The sequence below is a fragment of the Streptomyces sp. NPDC006207 genome (assembly GCF_040613835.1).
Lineage (GTDB): Bacteria > Actinomycetota > Actinomycetes > Streptomycetales > Streptomycetaceae > Actinacidiphila.
The window spans coordinates 38,249-52,126 of the sequence record NZ_JBEXSX010000005.1 but is presented as its reverse complement, the minus strand read 5'-3'; the positions used below and the strand labels follow the sequence as shown (position 1 = coordinate 52,126).

At 74.3% G+C, this 13,878-nt stretch carries 14 protein-coding genes; 4 read left to right on the top strand and 10 right to left on the bottom strand.

Annotated elements, in window-relative coordinates; all coding sequences use genetic code 11:
- Positions 1-101 precede the first annotated feature (101 nt).
- From ABZ312_RS05240 to ABZ312_RS05210, 7 genes are all read right to left on the bottom strand, one after another.
- Positions 102-1,043 (bottom strand): helix-turn-helix domain-containing protein, encoded by a 942-nt coding sequence (locus tag ABZ312_RS05240; protein WP_500332140.1) that lies wholly within the window; start codon positions 1,041-1,043, stop codon positions 102-104.
- A gap of 85 nt (positions 1,044-1,128) precedes the next feature.
- The gene (locus ABZ312_RS05235; RefSeq protein WP_500332139.1) at positions 1,129-1,971 is read right to left on the bottom strand and encodes a helix-turn-helix domain-containing protein; all 843 of its coding nucleotides are present in this window, start codon (positions 1,969-1,971) and stop codon (positions 1,129-1,131) included.
- A gap of 94 nt (positions 1,972-2,065) precedes the next feature.
- Positions 2,066-2,749 (bottom strand): response regulator, encoded by a 684-nt coding sequence (locus ABZ312_RS05230; protein WP_500332138.1) that lies wholly within the window; start codon positions 2,747-2,749, stop codon positions 2,066-2,068.
- Positions 2,746-3,981 (bottom strand): sensor histidine kinase, encoded by a 1,236-nt coding sequence (locus ABZ312_RS05225; protein WP_500436518.1) that lies wholly within the window; start codon positions 3,979-3,981, stop codon positions 2,746-2,748. Before ABZ312_RS05225 ends, ABZ312_RS05230 begins: the two co-directional genes overlap by 4 nt.
- A 238-nt stretch (positions 3,982-4,219) precedes the next feature.
- On the bottom strand, positions 4,220-5,437 hold the full coding sequence (locus ABZ312_RS05220) for an NADP-dependent isocitrate dehydrogenase (protein ID WP_500436516.1): 1,218 nt from the start codon (positions 5,435-5,437) through the stop codon (positions 4,220-4,222).
- An 85-nt stretch (positions 5,438-5,522) separates the two neighbouring features.
- Entirely contained in the window at positions 5,523-5,969 is a 447-nt protein-coding gene (locus ABZ312_RS05215; protein WP_500332135.1) for a DUF3017 domain-containing protein, read from the bottom strand.
- On the bottom strand, positions 5,966-6,820 hold the full coding sequence (locus tag ABZ312_RS05210; RefSeq protein ID WP_499513523.1) for a bifunctional methylenetetrahydrofolate dehydrogenase/methenyltetrahydrofolate cyclohydrolase: 855 nt from the start codon (positions 6,818-6,820) through the stop codon (positions 5,966-5,968). Before ABZ312_RS05210 ends, ABZ312_RS05215 begins: the two co-directional genes overlap by 4 nt.
- A gap of 102 nt (positions 6,821-6,922) precedes the next feature.
- Here ABZ312_RS05210 and ABZ312_RS05205 point away from each other — a divergent pair, with 102 nt between their 5' ends.
- Together ABZ312_RS05205 and ABZ312_RS05200 are read left to right on the top strand one after the other, a co-directional pair.
- The gene (locus tag ABZ312_RS05205; RefSeq protein ID WP_500332134.1) at positions 6,923-7,606 is read left to right on the top strand and encodes an RDD family protein; all 684 of its coding nucleotides are present in this window, start codon (positions 6,923-6,925) and stop codon (positions 7,604-7,606) included.
- Between the two features lie 40 nt (positions 7,607-7,646).
- Positions 7,647-8,243, top strand: a complete 597-nt coding sequence (locus ABZ312_RS05200) for a hypothetical protein (protein WP_500436514.1) — start codon at positions 7,647-7,649, stop codon at positions 8,241-8,243.
- Between the two features lie 69 nt (positions 8,244-8,312).
- Here ABZ312_RS05200 and purH read toward each other — a convergent pair whose 3' ends face one another.
- Complete coding sequence (gene purH / locus ABZ312_RS05195; RefSeq protein WP_500332132.1) at positions 8,313-9,866, bottom strand: bifunctional phosphoribosylaminoimidazolecarboxamide formyltransferase/IMP cyclohydrolase; 1,554 nt, start codon at positions 9,864-9,866, stop codon at positions 8,313-8,315.
- Positions 9,863-10,477, bottom strand: coding sequence for a phosphoribosylglycinamide formyltransferase (gene purN / locus ABZ312_RS05190; RefSeq protein WP_499513519.1), 615 nt, complete (start codon positions 10,475-10,477; stop codon positions 9,863-9,865). The genes purH and purN overlap by 4 nt, the downstream gene beginning before the upstream one ends.
- A 229-nt stretch (positions 10,478-10,706) precedes the next feature.
- On the opposite strand from purN, the gene ABZ312_RS05185 reads away from it, so the two are divergent.
- Positions 10,707-11,414, top strand: a complete 708-nt coding sequence (locus tag ABZ312_RS05185; RefSeq protein ID WP_500332131.1) for a hypothetical protein — start codon at positions 10,707-10,709, stop codon at positions 11,412-11,414.
- A 31-nt stretch (positions 11,415-11,445) separates the two neighbouring features.
- On the opposite strand, the gene ABZ312_RS05180 is transcribed toward ABZ312_RS05185, so the two are convergent.
- On the bottom strand, positions 11,446-12,810 hold the full coding sequence (locus ABZ312_RS05180; RefSeq protein WP_500436512.1) for a cell division protein PerM: 1,365 nt from the start codon (positions 12,808-12,810) through the stop codon (positions 11,446-11,448).
- 112 nt (positions 12,811-12,922) lie between these two features.
- Between ABZ312_RS05180 and ABZ312_RS05175 the strand changes: the two genes are divergently transcribed.
- Positions 12,923-13,876, top strand: coding sequence for an RNA polymerase sigma factor (locus tag ABZ312_RS05175; RefSeq protein ID WP_500332129.1), 954 nt, complete (start codon positions 12,923-12,925; stop codon positions 13,874-13,876).
- Positions 13,877-13,878: the final 2 nt, after the last annotated feature.

The window sequence follows — 13,878 nt, the reverse complement described above, 5'->3', positions numbered from 1 at the left end:
GGCGTCGTGGCGGCTGCCACCCCCAGTGTGGCCCCGGTCACCGCCCCCGCGCAGCGGGGCCGGCCCGGACGCCGCACGGCCCGCGGGGCCGGCGGCGGTCGTCAGCCCGGCGGGGGTGTGGCGCAGCCGTGGGGGCCGGTGGTGAGGGTGGCGCAGGCGCGGGCGGCGCCGGGGGTGCGGACGGCGAGCATCGGCGTGTACGCCGCGGGGTCCTGGCCGATGCGACTGCGCTGGGAGCGGCGGGCCCCGCCGGCCTCAGTGACGCTGACCGTGTCGCCGGTGGCCCCGGCGGAGATGCGGGCCCAGGCGGCCGCACAGACCCGGCTGTAGCGCATCTCGACGTACGCGCCGCCCACCCAGGCCGCCGCGGCCGTACGGGCGTTGCCGCCGCCGCACCCCATGCCCTCCGGGTCCTTGCCGGTGCAGTCCTGGCCGGTGCACTTCACGCCCGCGGGCAGTCCGGCCGCCCGGGCGGTCGGGGACGGGCCGGGCCGCGCGCGGTCGTCCCCTCCCTCGCCGCCGGTCAGGAAGGTGGCGCCGACCACCGCCAGCACGACGGCCACGGCGCCCACCACGAAGAGCACGACCGGATGGCGCCGTACCGCGGAAGCGGAGGGAGAAGCAGAACCAGAAGGAGCATCAGAAGCAGAAGTGGACGCGGGAGCAGAAGCGAAAGGGGCCGGAGCCGGACCCGGGGCCGGGCCGAACTCCCCGAGCGCGGCGCGGGCCTCGGCGATCCGGAGCGCCTCCATCGTGACGTCGTGTCGGCCCTCGGCACGGCTCCAGACCCGCTCCGTGACCTCCCACATCGTGGTGAAGTGCGCCGGGTCGGCCCCCGTCGCCTCCGCGAGGGCGACCACGGCGTAACGGGGCGGCAGCAGCCGGCCGTTGAGGTACCGCTCCCACGAACTCCTGCTGTAGCCGGTCGCCTCGGCGAGGGCCGCGACGCTCAGGCCGCCGCGGTCGACCTGGCGCCGCAGTTGCTCGGTGAACTCCCGTACCCGCGGGTCCAGGTCATCGGCCAGTGGCCGCCAGCGGGCCATCTCCCGTTCCCCCTCTTGCTGTTGCCGTTCTGTCCCGGAAGGCTACCGTTGGAGATGCTTGGGGCGGCCCGTCCGGTTGCGCCCGTCATCCGATGCAGATGCCCAGGATGATCAGGCCCAGGCAGAGCCCCTTGCCGGAGCTGCGGCTCGGGGAGGGGGAGGGCGCCGCCGCCGGGGCGCTCGTCGCGGGCGGCGGTGCCTGGGTGGTGGGGGCGCCGCCACCGGGTGCCGCCGTCGTCGTCCCGCCCGTGACGGGCGGCGTGTGCGGGCCCTTGCCCGGGGCGGAGGACACCCCGCCGGTCTCCGCCACCTGCGCCGCGGGCGTGCCGCCGTCGGGGGACATGGCGCCCGCGGTACGGGAGGCCCGCGCGTCCGTCGCCTGCGCCGGGGGGACCGACCCGGGCCAGGAGGTGACGGCGGACCCGGCGGAGCCCGTGGCGGAGGGCGCGGGACCGGCCGGCACGCTGGCCGTGGGGCGGGCAGCCAGCGGCGCATCGGCCCGCCCGGTCCCGTCGGTGGCCACCCCGCTCGCCACGAGCAGCGCGAACACCCCGCCCAGCACCAGCCCGCCCGCGACCGTCAGCAGGGCCTTGCGCCGTCGCCGCAGGGCGTGCCGGGGCATCCCCTCGACGGGGGCCAGCGGGTCGAGCGGGTCGGCGTACGGGAAGCCCTTCATGGTGTCGGTGACCCCGCGGTCGGCGAGCTCCCACAGAGCGATCAGCCGGTCGTAGTCGGCGCCGCTGAGCTGGCCCAGCACCTCGACCGCGTCACGCGGCGGGATCCGCACGCCGTTGAGGTACTGCTCCCAGGCCCCGGTGCTGCTCGCCGTGTGCGCGGCGAGCGCCGGGACGCTCAATCCGCTGCGGTCCTTCATCCGGCGCAGGTGCACGGCGAGACGGCGCGCGCCACCGTCCAGTGTCTCGGGCAATGGCTCCCAGCGTGCCACCACGCACCCCCCGGCTCCGTCGGTCAACCCACGGTAGCGACGCACATACGCTCGATGCATGAAATCCGGAGAATCCTCATGCTCCCCGCGGGGTGACGAGTCCGGTCTCGTAGGCGAGGACGACCGCTTGGGCGCGGCTGCCGAGGTCGAGCTTGGACATCGTGCGGTTGAGGTGGGTCTTGACCGTCGCCTCGCTGATGAAGAGCAGGTCGGCGATCTCCGGGTTCGACAGGCCACGGGCGATCAGCCGCAGCACCTCCAGTTCCCGCGCGGTCAGCGCCGCCAGTTCGGCGGGCGGGGCGCGGTCCGCGCCGACGGGCGGGGCACCGGGGCGGGGCGGCGCGTAGGCCTCGATCAGCCGCCGCGTGACGCTGGGGGCGAAGAGGGTGTCCCCTCCGGCGACGGCGTGGACGGCGGCGATCAGCCGTTCGGGGCCGGCGTCCTTGAGCAGGAACCCGGAGGCCCCGGCGCGCAGCGCGGTGTAGACGTACTCGTCGAGGTCGAAGGTGGTGAGGACGAGGATCCGCGGCGGCGGGTCCGTCGCGGCGGCCAGGATGCGCTCGGTGGCGACGACCCCGCTGATCCCCGGCATCCGGATGTCCATGAGGATCACGTCGGGCGCGGTCCGCGCCGCGCGCTCCACGGCCTCCTCGCCGTCGCCCGCCTCCCCGACCACCTCGACGCCGGGCGCGGCGTGCAGCAGCGCGACGAGGCCGGCCCGGATCAGGAACTGGTCGTCGACGACGAGCACCCTGGTCATACGCCCGATGCGTCCCCTCGCCGCTCTGTCCCCCGCGCGGACGTGGGGAGCACGAGCCGTACCTCGAAGCCCTCGCCGAGCGGGCCGATGTCCACCGTCCCGCCGTAGAGCCTGGCGCGCTCCCGCATGCCGATCAACCCGTGGCCCGTTCCCGCGACGATTGTGGCCGGATCGGATCGGCCCGGTGGCGCTCCCGAACCGCTGCCCGGGCCGGTGCCGTCGTCGGTGCCGGTGCCGTCGTCGGTGACGGTCACCGTCAGGTGGTGCGGCTCGTAGGCGACCAGGACCCGGGCCCGCGCGAGGGGGGCGTGCTTGAGCACGTTGGTCAGCGCCTCCTGCACCACCCGGTACGCGCACAAGCCGACACCGGGGGCGACGGGCCGCGGCTCGCCCTCGATCCGCAGCTCGACGGCGAGGCCGGCCGCCCGCACCCGCTCGATCATCTCGCCCAGCCGGGTCACCGAGGGCATCGGATCGTACGAGGCCCAGCCCTCCTCCGGTTCGCCCGGCCCGGCGCGGAGCACCTTGAGCATGCGGCGCATCTCCTGGAGCGCCTCGCGGGTGGTGTCGGAGATGGTGTCGAGCGCGCCGCGGGCGGTCTCTGGGGAGGCGCGGAAGACGTACGCGGCCATGCCCGCCTGCACCGAGATCACCGACATGTGGTGGGCGACCACGTCGTGCAGCTCGCGGGCGATCCGCGCCTGCTCCTGCGCCACCGCCTCCCGGGCCCGGTCCTGCTGCTCGGTGCGCAGCTGCTCGGTGAGCCGGGCCAGCCGCTCCTCGCGCTTGCCCGACACCCGGGCGGACCGCCCGAAACGGCACATCACCAGGGGGAACACCACGGCCTGGGCGGCCACCGTGGCCATCGAGCTCTGCGCCGCCGTCAGCCCGGCGTACACCCAGACCGCGCCGGTCAGCGCTGCGCACGCCAGCCCGGTGCGGACCGGGCGCAGGGCCGCGACGGTGTAGAGCGCGAGCAGCGGAGCCATGGAGTTGACGACCGGCCAGTACCCGGCGGCGACGTACAGCGTCCAGGCGGCGCAGACGAAGACGCAGACACCGGCCGGCGCCCAGCGGCGCACCGCGACGGGCAGGTTGACCAGGGCGGTCAGCGCGTAGCCGAACAGGTCCAGCCGTATCCAGCCCCCGGGCGGCCGTTCGTGCCCCAGCAGCATGCTGGCGGCGGTGAAACCCACCGCCAGCAGGACGTCGACCAGCCCCTTTTTCCCCACGGGCGCAGCGTAGGCCCCGGCCGTACGGGTGTGCGTCAGTCCCCTGCCCTACCGCGGAAGTTGTACGTCCCCTTCCCAAAGGTCAAACCGGCACGGGACGACCTCCCGGCACCGCCGGCCGTAGCGTCGTCGCCGGGGGCCAGAGGGGGGCGCCCCAACACGACGGTGCCCCGTCCTCCGACGGGGGGAGGACGGGGTACCCGGTCGTGCGGGTGCCGCGCGGCGCCGGAGTTCCGGCTCAGACGGACATGCGCTTGCGCAGGTTCTCGTCGACGGCGGCGAGGAACCGCTCGGTCGTCAGCCACGGCTGCTCCGGGCCGACCAGCACCGCCAGGTCCTGGGTCAGCTGGCCGGCCTCGACGACCTCCAGGCAGGCGTTCTCCAGCGTCCCGGCGAACCGGGCGAGTTCGGGGGTGTCGTCCAGCCGGGCGCGGTGGGCGAGGCCGCGGCTCCACGCGAAGACCATGGCGATGGGGTTGGTCGAGGTCGGCCGGCCCGCCTGATGCCTGCGGTAGTGGCGGGTGACCGTGCCGTGCGCCGCCTCCGACAGCACGGTCCTGCCGTCGGAGGTCATGAGGACCGAGGTCATCAGCCCCGCCGAGCCGACACCCCGGGTGAGGACCCCGGACAGGATGTCGCCGTCGTAGTTCTTGCACGCCCAGACGTAGCCGCCGGCGCCCTTCAGGGCCGAGGCCGCCATGTCGTCGACCTGGCGGTGCTCGTAGCCCAGGCCCGACGCCTCGAACTCGCGCCGGAACTCGCCGTCGAAGACCTCCTGGAAGAGGTCCTTGAAGCGGCCGTCGTACTTCCTGAGCACCGTGTTCTTCGTGGACAGGTAGACGGGGAGCCCGCGCGCCAGCCCGTAGCGGAAGGCCGCGCGCGCGAACTCGCGGATCGAGTCGTCCAGGTTGACCATGCCGAGCGCCACACCGGCGCCCGGAAAGTGGTGGACCTCCAGCTCGACCGGGTCGGAGCCGTCGGCCGGGGTGAAGCTCAGGGCGAGGGTGCCCGCGCCGGGGATCCGCAGCTCGGTGGCCCGGTACTGGTCGCCGAAGGCGTGCCGGGCGATCACCACGGGACGGGTCCCGCCGGGCACGGCCCTCGGCACGTTCCGCAGGACGACGGGTTCGCGGAAGATCCCGCCGCCGAGGCGGTCACGGATGGTGGCGTTCGGGGAGCGGTACATCCCCTTGAGGCCGAACTCCGCGACCCGCGCCTCGTCGGGCGTGATGGTGGCGCACTTCACGCCGACGCCGTGCCTGCCGACCGCTTCCGCCGCTTCCGCCGTCACCCGGTCGTGGGTGGCGTCCCGGTGCTCGATGCCGAGGTCGAAGCGGACCAGTTCGATGTCGAGGTACGGCAGGACCAGCTCGTCCCTGATGAACCGCCAGATGATCCGCGCCATCTCGTCGCCGTCGAGCTCGACGACCGGGTTCCTTGCCTTGATCTTGGCCATGGGAGTCGTTCTCCCTCTCACGCCGGTGACGTGTGCCCGGGGTGCACGTCGTACGTCAGGACACTGGCCACACAGCGTAACCGGATCAACGCACGGAGAAGCGGACGACATCCTCCAGGAAGGGGATCTCCAGCACCGGGTGCGGCTGCGCCATCAGCGCCAGCAGCACGATCAGGGCGCCCAGCACACCGTAGGTGATCATGTCGGTGAAGCGGCTGCGGACGGCCAGCATGCCGACCGAGGGCAGCAGCCGGCGCATCAGCGCGCCCGCGAGCAGCGCCGAGCCGACCAGCACCAGGCCGGCCCGGGTGACGTCCGCGGCCACCAGCACCAGGCCGAGCAGCACCGCGCCGGAGACCACGAGGACCGGCCACTGACGGGCCGGGGCCGGGGCGTGGGCGCCCATGGCCCGGCCGCCGCCCTCGGGGCGCGCGGTGCCGCGGGTCAGCACCTGGAAGCGGCGGCTGCGGCCGGATTCGTCGGCCCCCTCCTCCGGCGCCGCCCCTTGCGTACGGGGACCCGTCCCGGTCATGCGTACCGGCCCTCCGCGGCCTCCACCACGTTCGCCAGCAGCATGGCCCGGGTCATCGGGCCGACGCCGCCGGGGTTCGGCGAGATCCAGCCGGCGACCTCGGCCACGCCCGGGTGCACGTCGCCGACGATCTTGCCGTTCTCGTCGCGGCTGACGCCGACGTCCAGCACGGCCGCGCCCGGTCGCACGTCCTCCGGCTTCACCAGGTGCGGCACGCCCGCGGCGGCCACGATGACGTCGGCCTGGCGCAGCTGGGCGGACAGGTCGCGGGTGCCGGTGTGGCAGAGGGTGACGGTGGCGTTCTCCGACTTGCGGGTCAGCAGCAGGCCGATCGAGCGGCCGACGGTGACGCCGCGGCCGACCACGGTGACGTGCGCGCCGTTGATCTCCACGCCGTGCCGCCGCAGCAGCTCCACGATGCCGTTGGGGGTGCAGGGCAGCGGGCCGCGCTCGTTGAGCACCAGCCGCCCGAGGTTCGTCGGGTGCAGGCCGTCGGCGTCCTTGGCGGGGTCCATCAGCCCCAGGACGCGGTTGGTGTCGATCCCCTTGGGCAGCGGCAGCTGGACGATGTAGCCGGTGCACTCCGGGTTGTCGTTGAGTTCACGGACGACCGCCTCGATCTCCTCCTGGGTGGCGGTCTCCGGCAGCTCGCGCTGGATGGACGCGATGCCGACCTCCGCGCAGTCGCGGTGCTTGCCCGCGACGTACCAGCGGCTGCCGGGGTCGTCGCCGACCAGCAGCGTGCCCAGCCCCGGGGTGACACCCCGCGCCTTGAGCGCCTGGACGCGGGTGGACAGTTCGGACTTGATCGCGGCGGCAGTGGCCTTGCCATCGAGAATCTGGGCGGTCATACCTCCATCTTCTCAGGTCCGCACACCAACGCTGGACAGCGGATGACGCCGCCCAGGACGATGTGGCCCGTCCCCAGTCCCATCCGCGCGAAAGAAGCCAACGTGAGCTACCCGCCCGGTCCCGGCAATCCGTACGGCCAGCAGCCGCCTCAGCAGCCCTACGGATACCCGCAGCAGCCCCCGGCCCAGCCCGGTTACGGCTACCCGACGCAGCCCCAGCCGCCCTACGGCGCCGTTCCGCCGCAGGCCCAGGGCCCGTACGGCTACGGCGGCCACCCCGGGGGCCCCGCCGGTCCCGTCCCGGGCATGCCCCCGTTCGCGAGCTGGGGTGCGCGGGTGGGTGCGACGCTGATCGACTTCCTGGTCGCCGGACTCGTGCCGATGATCCTCATCGGCATCGGCTACGCGCAGTTCATCGCCGAGGTGGTCGACGCGGCCCGCGCGTGCGACCAGAGCGGCACCTACTCCTGCCCCGCGCCCACGATGCCGGGTGGTGCCATCGCCCTGATCGGTCTGGGCTTCCTGCTGTCCCTCGCCGGCAGCCTGTTCCTGTGCTACCGCGAGGGCAAGACCGGCCAGACGCCGGGCAAGAAGGCCCTCGGCATCAGCGTGCTGCGGGAGTTGGACGGCCGTCCGCTCGGCTTCGGCATGGCCTTCGTCCGCCGGCTGTGCCACGGCCTGGACGGCGCCGCCTGCTACATCGGCTACCTGTGGCCGCTGTGGGACGACAAGAAGCAGACCTTCGCCGACAAGATCCTCAACTCGGTCGTCGTCAAGACCCAGTAGGCCCGCTCCCCCGGCCCCGTCCCCGCGAAGGAAGTGAGAAGTGAGCTATCCGCCCGGCCCCGGCGATCCCTACGGCCGGCAGCCACCGCAGCAGCCGTACGGATACCCGCAACAGCCCCCGGCCCAGCCCGGTCACGGCTACCCGACGCAGCCCCAGCCGCAGGCGCAGCCGCCGTACGGCTACCCCCAGCAGCCGCAGTCGCACGCGCCGTTCGCGGCGTACCCGGGCGGGCCGGAGGTCATGCCGTCGTCGGCCAGGACGGCCCGGGCGATGCTCTTCGTGCTCGGCGGGCTGCAGATCCTGGGCGGCCTGCTGCTCCTGCTCGGGGCCGCGGCGCTCAAGAGCGTGGACGACACCGACGAACTGACCATGCCCATCGGCCTGGTCTACGTCATGGGGGTGCTCTTCCTCGCCTTCGCCGTGCTGTCGATCGGCATGGGCGCCAAGTACAGCACCGGCGGCAACGGCACGCGGATCGGGTCCATCGTGATCGGCGTGCTGGTCGCGCTGAGCAGTGTCGCCACCATGATCAGCGGCGCTTTCCTGCTGCTCGCACCGCTCGCGCTCAGCGTGCTGCTGATCGTCTTCGCGGCGAAGGCCGAGACGGCGGCCTGGTTCAAGCGCCCGCAGTACTGAGCGGGTCCGCCCGCAGGCCGAAGGCCCCCGCACCGGCGGGGGCCTTCGGCGTTCCGGCACACCGGCCGGTCAGTGGAAGAAGTGCCGCGTCCCGGTGAGGTACATGGTCACGCCGGCCTTGCGCGCGGCCTCGACCACGGCCTCGTCGCGCACCGAACCACCGGGCTGCACCACGGCCTTGACGCCCGCGCCGGTGAGCACCTCCAGCCCGTCAGGGAAGGGGAAGAAGGCGTCGGAGGCGGCGTAGGAGCCCGCGGCCCGCTCCTCGCCGGCCCGCTGGACGGCGAGCTTGGCGGAGTCGACCCGGTTGACCTGGCCCATGCCGACGCCGACCGTCGCACCGTCCTTCGCCAGCAGGATGGCGTTGGACTTCACGGCCCGGCAGGCCCGCCAGGCGAACGCCAGGTCGGCCAGCTCGTCGGCGGTCAGCGGCTCGCCGGTGGCCAGCGTCCAGGTGGCGGGGTCGTCCCCGGCGGCCTGGAGGCGGTCCTTCTCCTGCAGCAGCAGCCCGCCCTCGACCGGACGGAACTCCGTCTCCGCGACGGGCGCCTCGGGGCAGCGCAGCACGCGGATGTTCTTCTTGCGGGCGAGGACCTCGACCGCGCCTTCCTCGAAGTCGGGCGCGACGATGACCTCGGTGAAGATCTCGGCGACCTGCTCGGCCATGGCCACGCTCACGGGCCGGTTGACGGCGATGACGCCGCCGAAGGCGGACAGCGGGTCGCAGGCGTGCGCCTTGCGGTGCGCCTGCGCGACGTCGTCGCCCACCGCGATGCCGCACGGGTTGGCGTGCTTGATGATCGCGACGCAGGGCTCGTCGTGGTCGTACGCCGCCCGGCGCGCGGCCTCGGTGTCGACGTAGTTGTTGTAGGACATCTCCTTGCCGTGCAGCTGCTCGGCGTTCGCCAGGCCCGTCCCGCCGTCGGTGTACAGCGCGGCGGCCTGGTGCGGGTTCTCGCCGTAGCGCAGCACGTTCTTGCGCTCGTAGGTGGCGCCCAGGAAGTCCGGGAAGGGGCTGTCGTCGGCGGGCGCGTACGAGCTCGCGAACCAGCTCGCGACCGCGACGTCGTAGGCCGCGGTGTGCTGGAACGCCTCGGCCGCCAGGCGCTTGCGGGTGGTGAGGTCGAAGCCGCCCTCACGGACGGCGCCGAGCACGTCCGCGTACCGCTCGGGGCTGGTCACGACCGCCACGGACGGGTGGTTCTTGGCCGCGGCACGGACCATCGAGGGGCCGCCGATGTCGATCTGCTCGACGCACTCGTCCTCCGAGGCGCCGGAGGCGACCGTCTCGCGGAAGGGGTAGAGGTTGACCACGACCAGGTCGAAGGGCTCGACGCCCAGCTCCTCCAGCTGCCGGCGGTGGTCCTCCAGCCGCAGGTCGGCGAGGATGCCGGCGTGCACCTTCGGGTGCAGGGTCTTCACGCGGCCGTCGAGGCACTCGGGGAACCCGGTCAGCTCCTCGACCTTGGTGACCGGCACCCCGGCGGCGGCGATCCGCCCGGCCGTCGAGCCGGTGGAGACCAGCTGGACGCCCGCCTCGTGCAGGCCGCGGGCCAGCTCCTCCAGACCGGTCTTGTCGTAGACGCTGACCAGTGCGCGACGGATCTCCCGCTTGGTACTCACGGCAACAGAACCTTTCGTCCCTCAATGCGATAGCCGTCGCGGGACAGCCGCCCCACGACGTCGACGAGCAGCGTGCGCTCGACTTCCTTGATGCGCTCGTGGAGCGCTTCCTCCGTGTCGTCCTCCCGGACCTCGACCGCGCCCTGGGCGATGATCGGGCCGGTGTCGACGCCGTCGTCGACGAAGTGGACGGTGCAGCCGGTGACCTTCACGCCGTACGCGAGGGCGTCGCGCACCCCGTGGGCACCCGGGAAGCTCGGCAGCAGCGCCGGGTGGGTGTTGACGAGACGGCCGCCGAACCGGGCGAGGAACTCCTTGCCCACGATCTTCATGAACCCGGCCGAGACGACCAGGTCGGGCTCGTGCGCGGCCACCGCCCCGGTCAGCGCGGCGTCCCACGCCTCACGGTCGCCGTGGTCGGTGACCCGGCAGACGAACGTCGGCAGCCCGGCACGCTCGGCGCGCTCCAGGCCGGCGATGCCGGACCGGTCCGCGCCGACGGCGACGACGTGCAGTCCCGCGTCGAGCAGCGCCTGCAGGTTCGTGCCCGAACCGGAGACGAGCACGACGAGTCGGGCGGGGCGGGAAAGGGGCGGAAAGACTGTGGCCACTGCGGGTCATCTCTCGGGATCCGGCGCTTTGGAGGATCGTACGACTCGAAGATCGCCGGAATTCCGGGGAACTCTACGAGGCCGTCGACCGTCAGCAACGATACCGGCACACCCGACCGCCCCCACGGGACGGGGGAGCGCGCGGGCGGTAGCGTCTGGGGTGAAGAACGGCGAAGTCACACGTCCCACAACTCGAGGAGTCGACGGCAAGGGGATGACCCAGGCAAGCATGAGCAGTGGCCGAGGCCGCGAGCAGGACAACCCGTTCGCCCCGCCGGCGGAGAACGCCCCCGAGCAGCCCTGGCAGCCGCGCCGGCCGGAGCAGCCCTCCGACTCCGGGGACGAGCGCCCCACGCCCACACCTCCTCCGCCGCCCCCGGCGTGGGGCGGCCAGTGGAGCGAGCGGCAGCCCGGCCGGCAGGACGGCGGCTACGGCGACCGCCCCGGTGGCGGCTACGGCGACGGACGGCGCCCGGACGGTCCGCGCTTCGACCCCACCGACCCCGCCCAGCGGCGTGCCCGCTACGCCATGATCTGCGGCATGTGGGGGCTGTTCTTCGCCCTCTTCCTGGGCTGGACGTACGTGGGGCTGCTGCTCGGCGCCCTCGCGCTGTACTGGAGCGTCAACGCGCTGCGGATGAAGCCCGAGGAACGGGCCAAGGCCCGCGCCGAGGCGGCCGCCCTGCTGACCGAGGGCGGCGCCACCCCTCCGCCGCAGCGGCCCACCGACCCCCGCAGCAAGCCGCAGCGCCCGGCCGCGCTCGGCGGTCTGATCATGGGCGGGCTCGCCCTCTGCGTCGTGGCGACGACCTTCACGACCCAGGTCGTCTACAAGGACTACTACTCCTGCACGCGCGACGCGCTGACCTCCTCGTCGCGCGACGCCTGCCAGCAGTTGCTGCCGACCCCGCTGCGCGACGTGCTCCACACCCCCTGACGCGCCGCTCGCGCCGGCCCCGGACGGAGGCTCAGGCCTCCGACGGGGCGGCGCCGGGCAGCGCGTCACCCCGCACCGCGTCGCCCTGCGCCTCCGCGTCCTCGCCCACCGCGTCCTCGCCCTCCACGTCCCGGCCCTCCGTCGCGGCGGCGGCACGGCGGACCCGCACCCAGCGCACCAGCAGGGCCGTGGGCGTACCGGCGGCCGCCGTCCACCCGGCCGCCGCGAACCCGGTGAGCCACCAGGACGGCCCGAAGTCCTCCAGCGCCCCGGTGCCCAGCGGCCCCGCCGCGAACCCGGTGAGCAGCGCCATGGCGATCCCGCACACCAGCCCGCCCAGGGCGGCGTGCGCCGCGGTGCGCCCGGGGCCGCACGGCTCCCGCCGGTCGACGGCGAGCACCCCCACCGCGACGCCGGCGAGCACCGGCACGACCAGCACCACCCAGGCCAGCGACGTCCCGGGCCCGGGCTGGGGCAGCGCCGCGAGGAGCGGGAAGTCCGGCAGCACCGGCTCCCCCGCCACGCCGGCCGGACGCACCACGGCCTGGGTGCCGAGCGCGAAACCGGGGCCGAGCGCATAGGCCGCGCCCCACACGGCGGCGTTCGGGATCAGGGCGACCGCCACCGCCAGCACCGCCAGCCGCCCGGACAGCGCCTCGCTGAGCCGGGTGAACGACGCACCCGCGGCACCGGGGTGCAACGCCAGGGTCACCGCCGTGAGCGCCGCACCGCCCGCGACGAGGACGCAGACGCCCGCCCCCGCCGAGCGCAGCACGACCGCGGTATCCCGCAGCGGCACCGTCACGGCCACGGTCACCCGGGACAGCCACGCGGGCAGCGGGATCCGCGGCCGCCCCCGCTCCGTCCAGGCCCCCGCGGCCGCCGCGAGGGCGGCGACGAGGGGCAGGTGCACCGCGGCACCGAGGGCGTCGCTGCGCACCGGCCCGTACGAGGTGTAGACGACCACCCCGGCGCCCACCGCGAGGTACCCGCCGATCAGCCATGCCACGGCGGACCGCGCGACCTCGTCGTCCGAGGCCGGCGCGACGGCGTCCGCCCCCGCCCGGTACAGCAGCCACACCGGGAACGCCATGGGCAGCAGCGGCGTGACGCCGATGGGCGCGGCGACGCCGGACAGGGTCTCGGTGCGCACCAGGCCGCCGCCGTGGGCGAGCAGCCAGCAGTCCGCGGCGACGTGGAGGGCGCCGTTCAGCCCGCTGTCGGGGAACGGCGAGACGACCCACAGGAAGAGCACGAGCATGGCGAAGCCGCCCAGGCCCAGGCCCGCTGCGACCACGCCGCCGGTGAAGGCGGGGGCGGACTCGGAGGTGCGCAGGGTCTCGTGGGCGGCCCGGATCCGGTGCACGATGTGGTTCAGGGCGCTTGCGGCACTCACGGATCTCATGCTGCCAAGAACACCCCCTTTCGCCGTGGCAGCATGCGAATGACCGTCGTGTCGCGGAATATGGCGTTATGCGTTTCTTCATTCGATCCGAGTGGTCGATCGCATGAGCCGCACATCCACGGCGAGGGCCGCGAAGGCCATCAAGAAGCGAAGGCGTCCCCGGCCGGCGAAGGCCCTCGGGGCGGCGCAGGCCGGGAACGCCGCGAAGGACCCGCAGGCCGCGCAGGCGGCCGGTGCGGGGGAATCGGGCGCGTCCGCGGAACGGGTGGAGCCGACGGGGGCCGAGCGGCCCCGCGACCCCGCCCCCGCGTCCGCTCCGCCCGGCAGGCAGCAGGCCCCGGAACCGGAGGCCGCGGGCAAGGCCGCGCGCAAGGCCGCGGACCCGGCCATCGAGGCCGTACGGATCGCCGAGGCCGCGCAGGCGGCCTTCGACGGGCTGTACACCCGCAACGCGCCCGCCCTGCTCCGCCAGGTCGAACTGCTCACCGGCAACATGCGGCTGGCCCGGCACGCCGTGCACCGCGCCTTCGACCTGGCCTGGCAGCGGTGGCCCGAGGTCGCCGTCGACCCCGACCCGGCCGGGTGGATCCGTGCGGAGGCGCACCACCACGCCCTCGCGCCCTGGCAGCAGACGCTGCCCTGGTACCGCACCCCGCCACGGGAGCGCAGCGCGTTCCAGCGGCTGCCGCGCGGCACCCGGCACGCCGTACTGCTCCACGACGGCCTGGGGCTGAGCCTGCGGCGCACGGCGGCGGAGAGCATGGCCACCACCTCGATGACCAGGCGGCGCATCGTCCGGGGGCGCGAGGCCCTGGGCGAGGGGGCGCCGGCCCGGCTGGGCGACCTGCTGGACGAGCAGCCGCAGCCGGAGTTCCCGGCGGCCATGGTGCGCGAACTGAGCGAGCAGTGGCTGCGCATCCGCACGGTGGGTGCCGTGGTGGCGACGGTGGTGATAGCGCTGGCGACCGCGGTCGGGCTGGTCTTCGGGCCGCTCAGCGACCGCGTCGCGGCCGACCACGGACCGGTCGGGCAGCGCACCTCCGCCCCCGTGCGCTGAGC

Bases quoted from the DNA above. Each gene is read 5' to 3' on its own strand.
- ABZ312_RS05210 (WP_499513523.1), bottom strand. From the start codon at position 6,820: ATGACCGCCCAGATTCTCGATGGCAAGGCCACTGCCGCCGCGATCAAG.
- ABZ312_RS05185 (WP_500332131.1), top strand. From the start codon at position 10,707: ATGAGCAGTGGCCGAGGCCGCGAGCAGGACAACCCGTTCGCCCCGCCG.
- ABZ312_RS05230 (WP_500332138.1), bottom strand. From the start codon at position 2,749: ATGACCAGGGTGCTCGTCGTCGACGACCAGTTCCTGATCCGGGCCGGC.
- ABZ312_RS05240 (WP_500332140.1), bottom strand. From the start codon at position 1,043: ATGGCCCGCTGGCGGCCACTGGCCGATGACCTGGACCCGCGGGTACGG.
- ABZ312_RS05175 (WP_500332129.1), top strand. From the start codon at position 12,923: ATGAGCCGCACATCCACGGCGAGGGCCGCGAAGGCCATCAAGAAGCGA.
- ABZ312_RS05220 (WP_500436516.1), bottom strand. From the start codon at position 5,437: ATGGCCAAGATCAAGGCAAGGAACCCGGTCGTCGAGCTCGACGGCGAC.
- ABZ312_RS05215 (WP_500332135.1), bottom strand. From the start codon at position 5,969: ATGACCGGGACGGGTCCCCGTACGCAAGGGGCGGCGCCGGAGGAGGGG.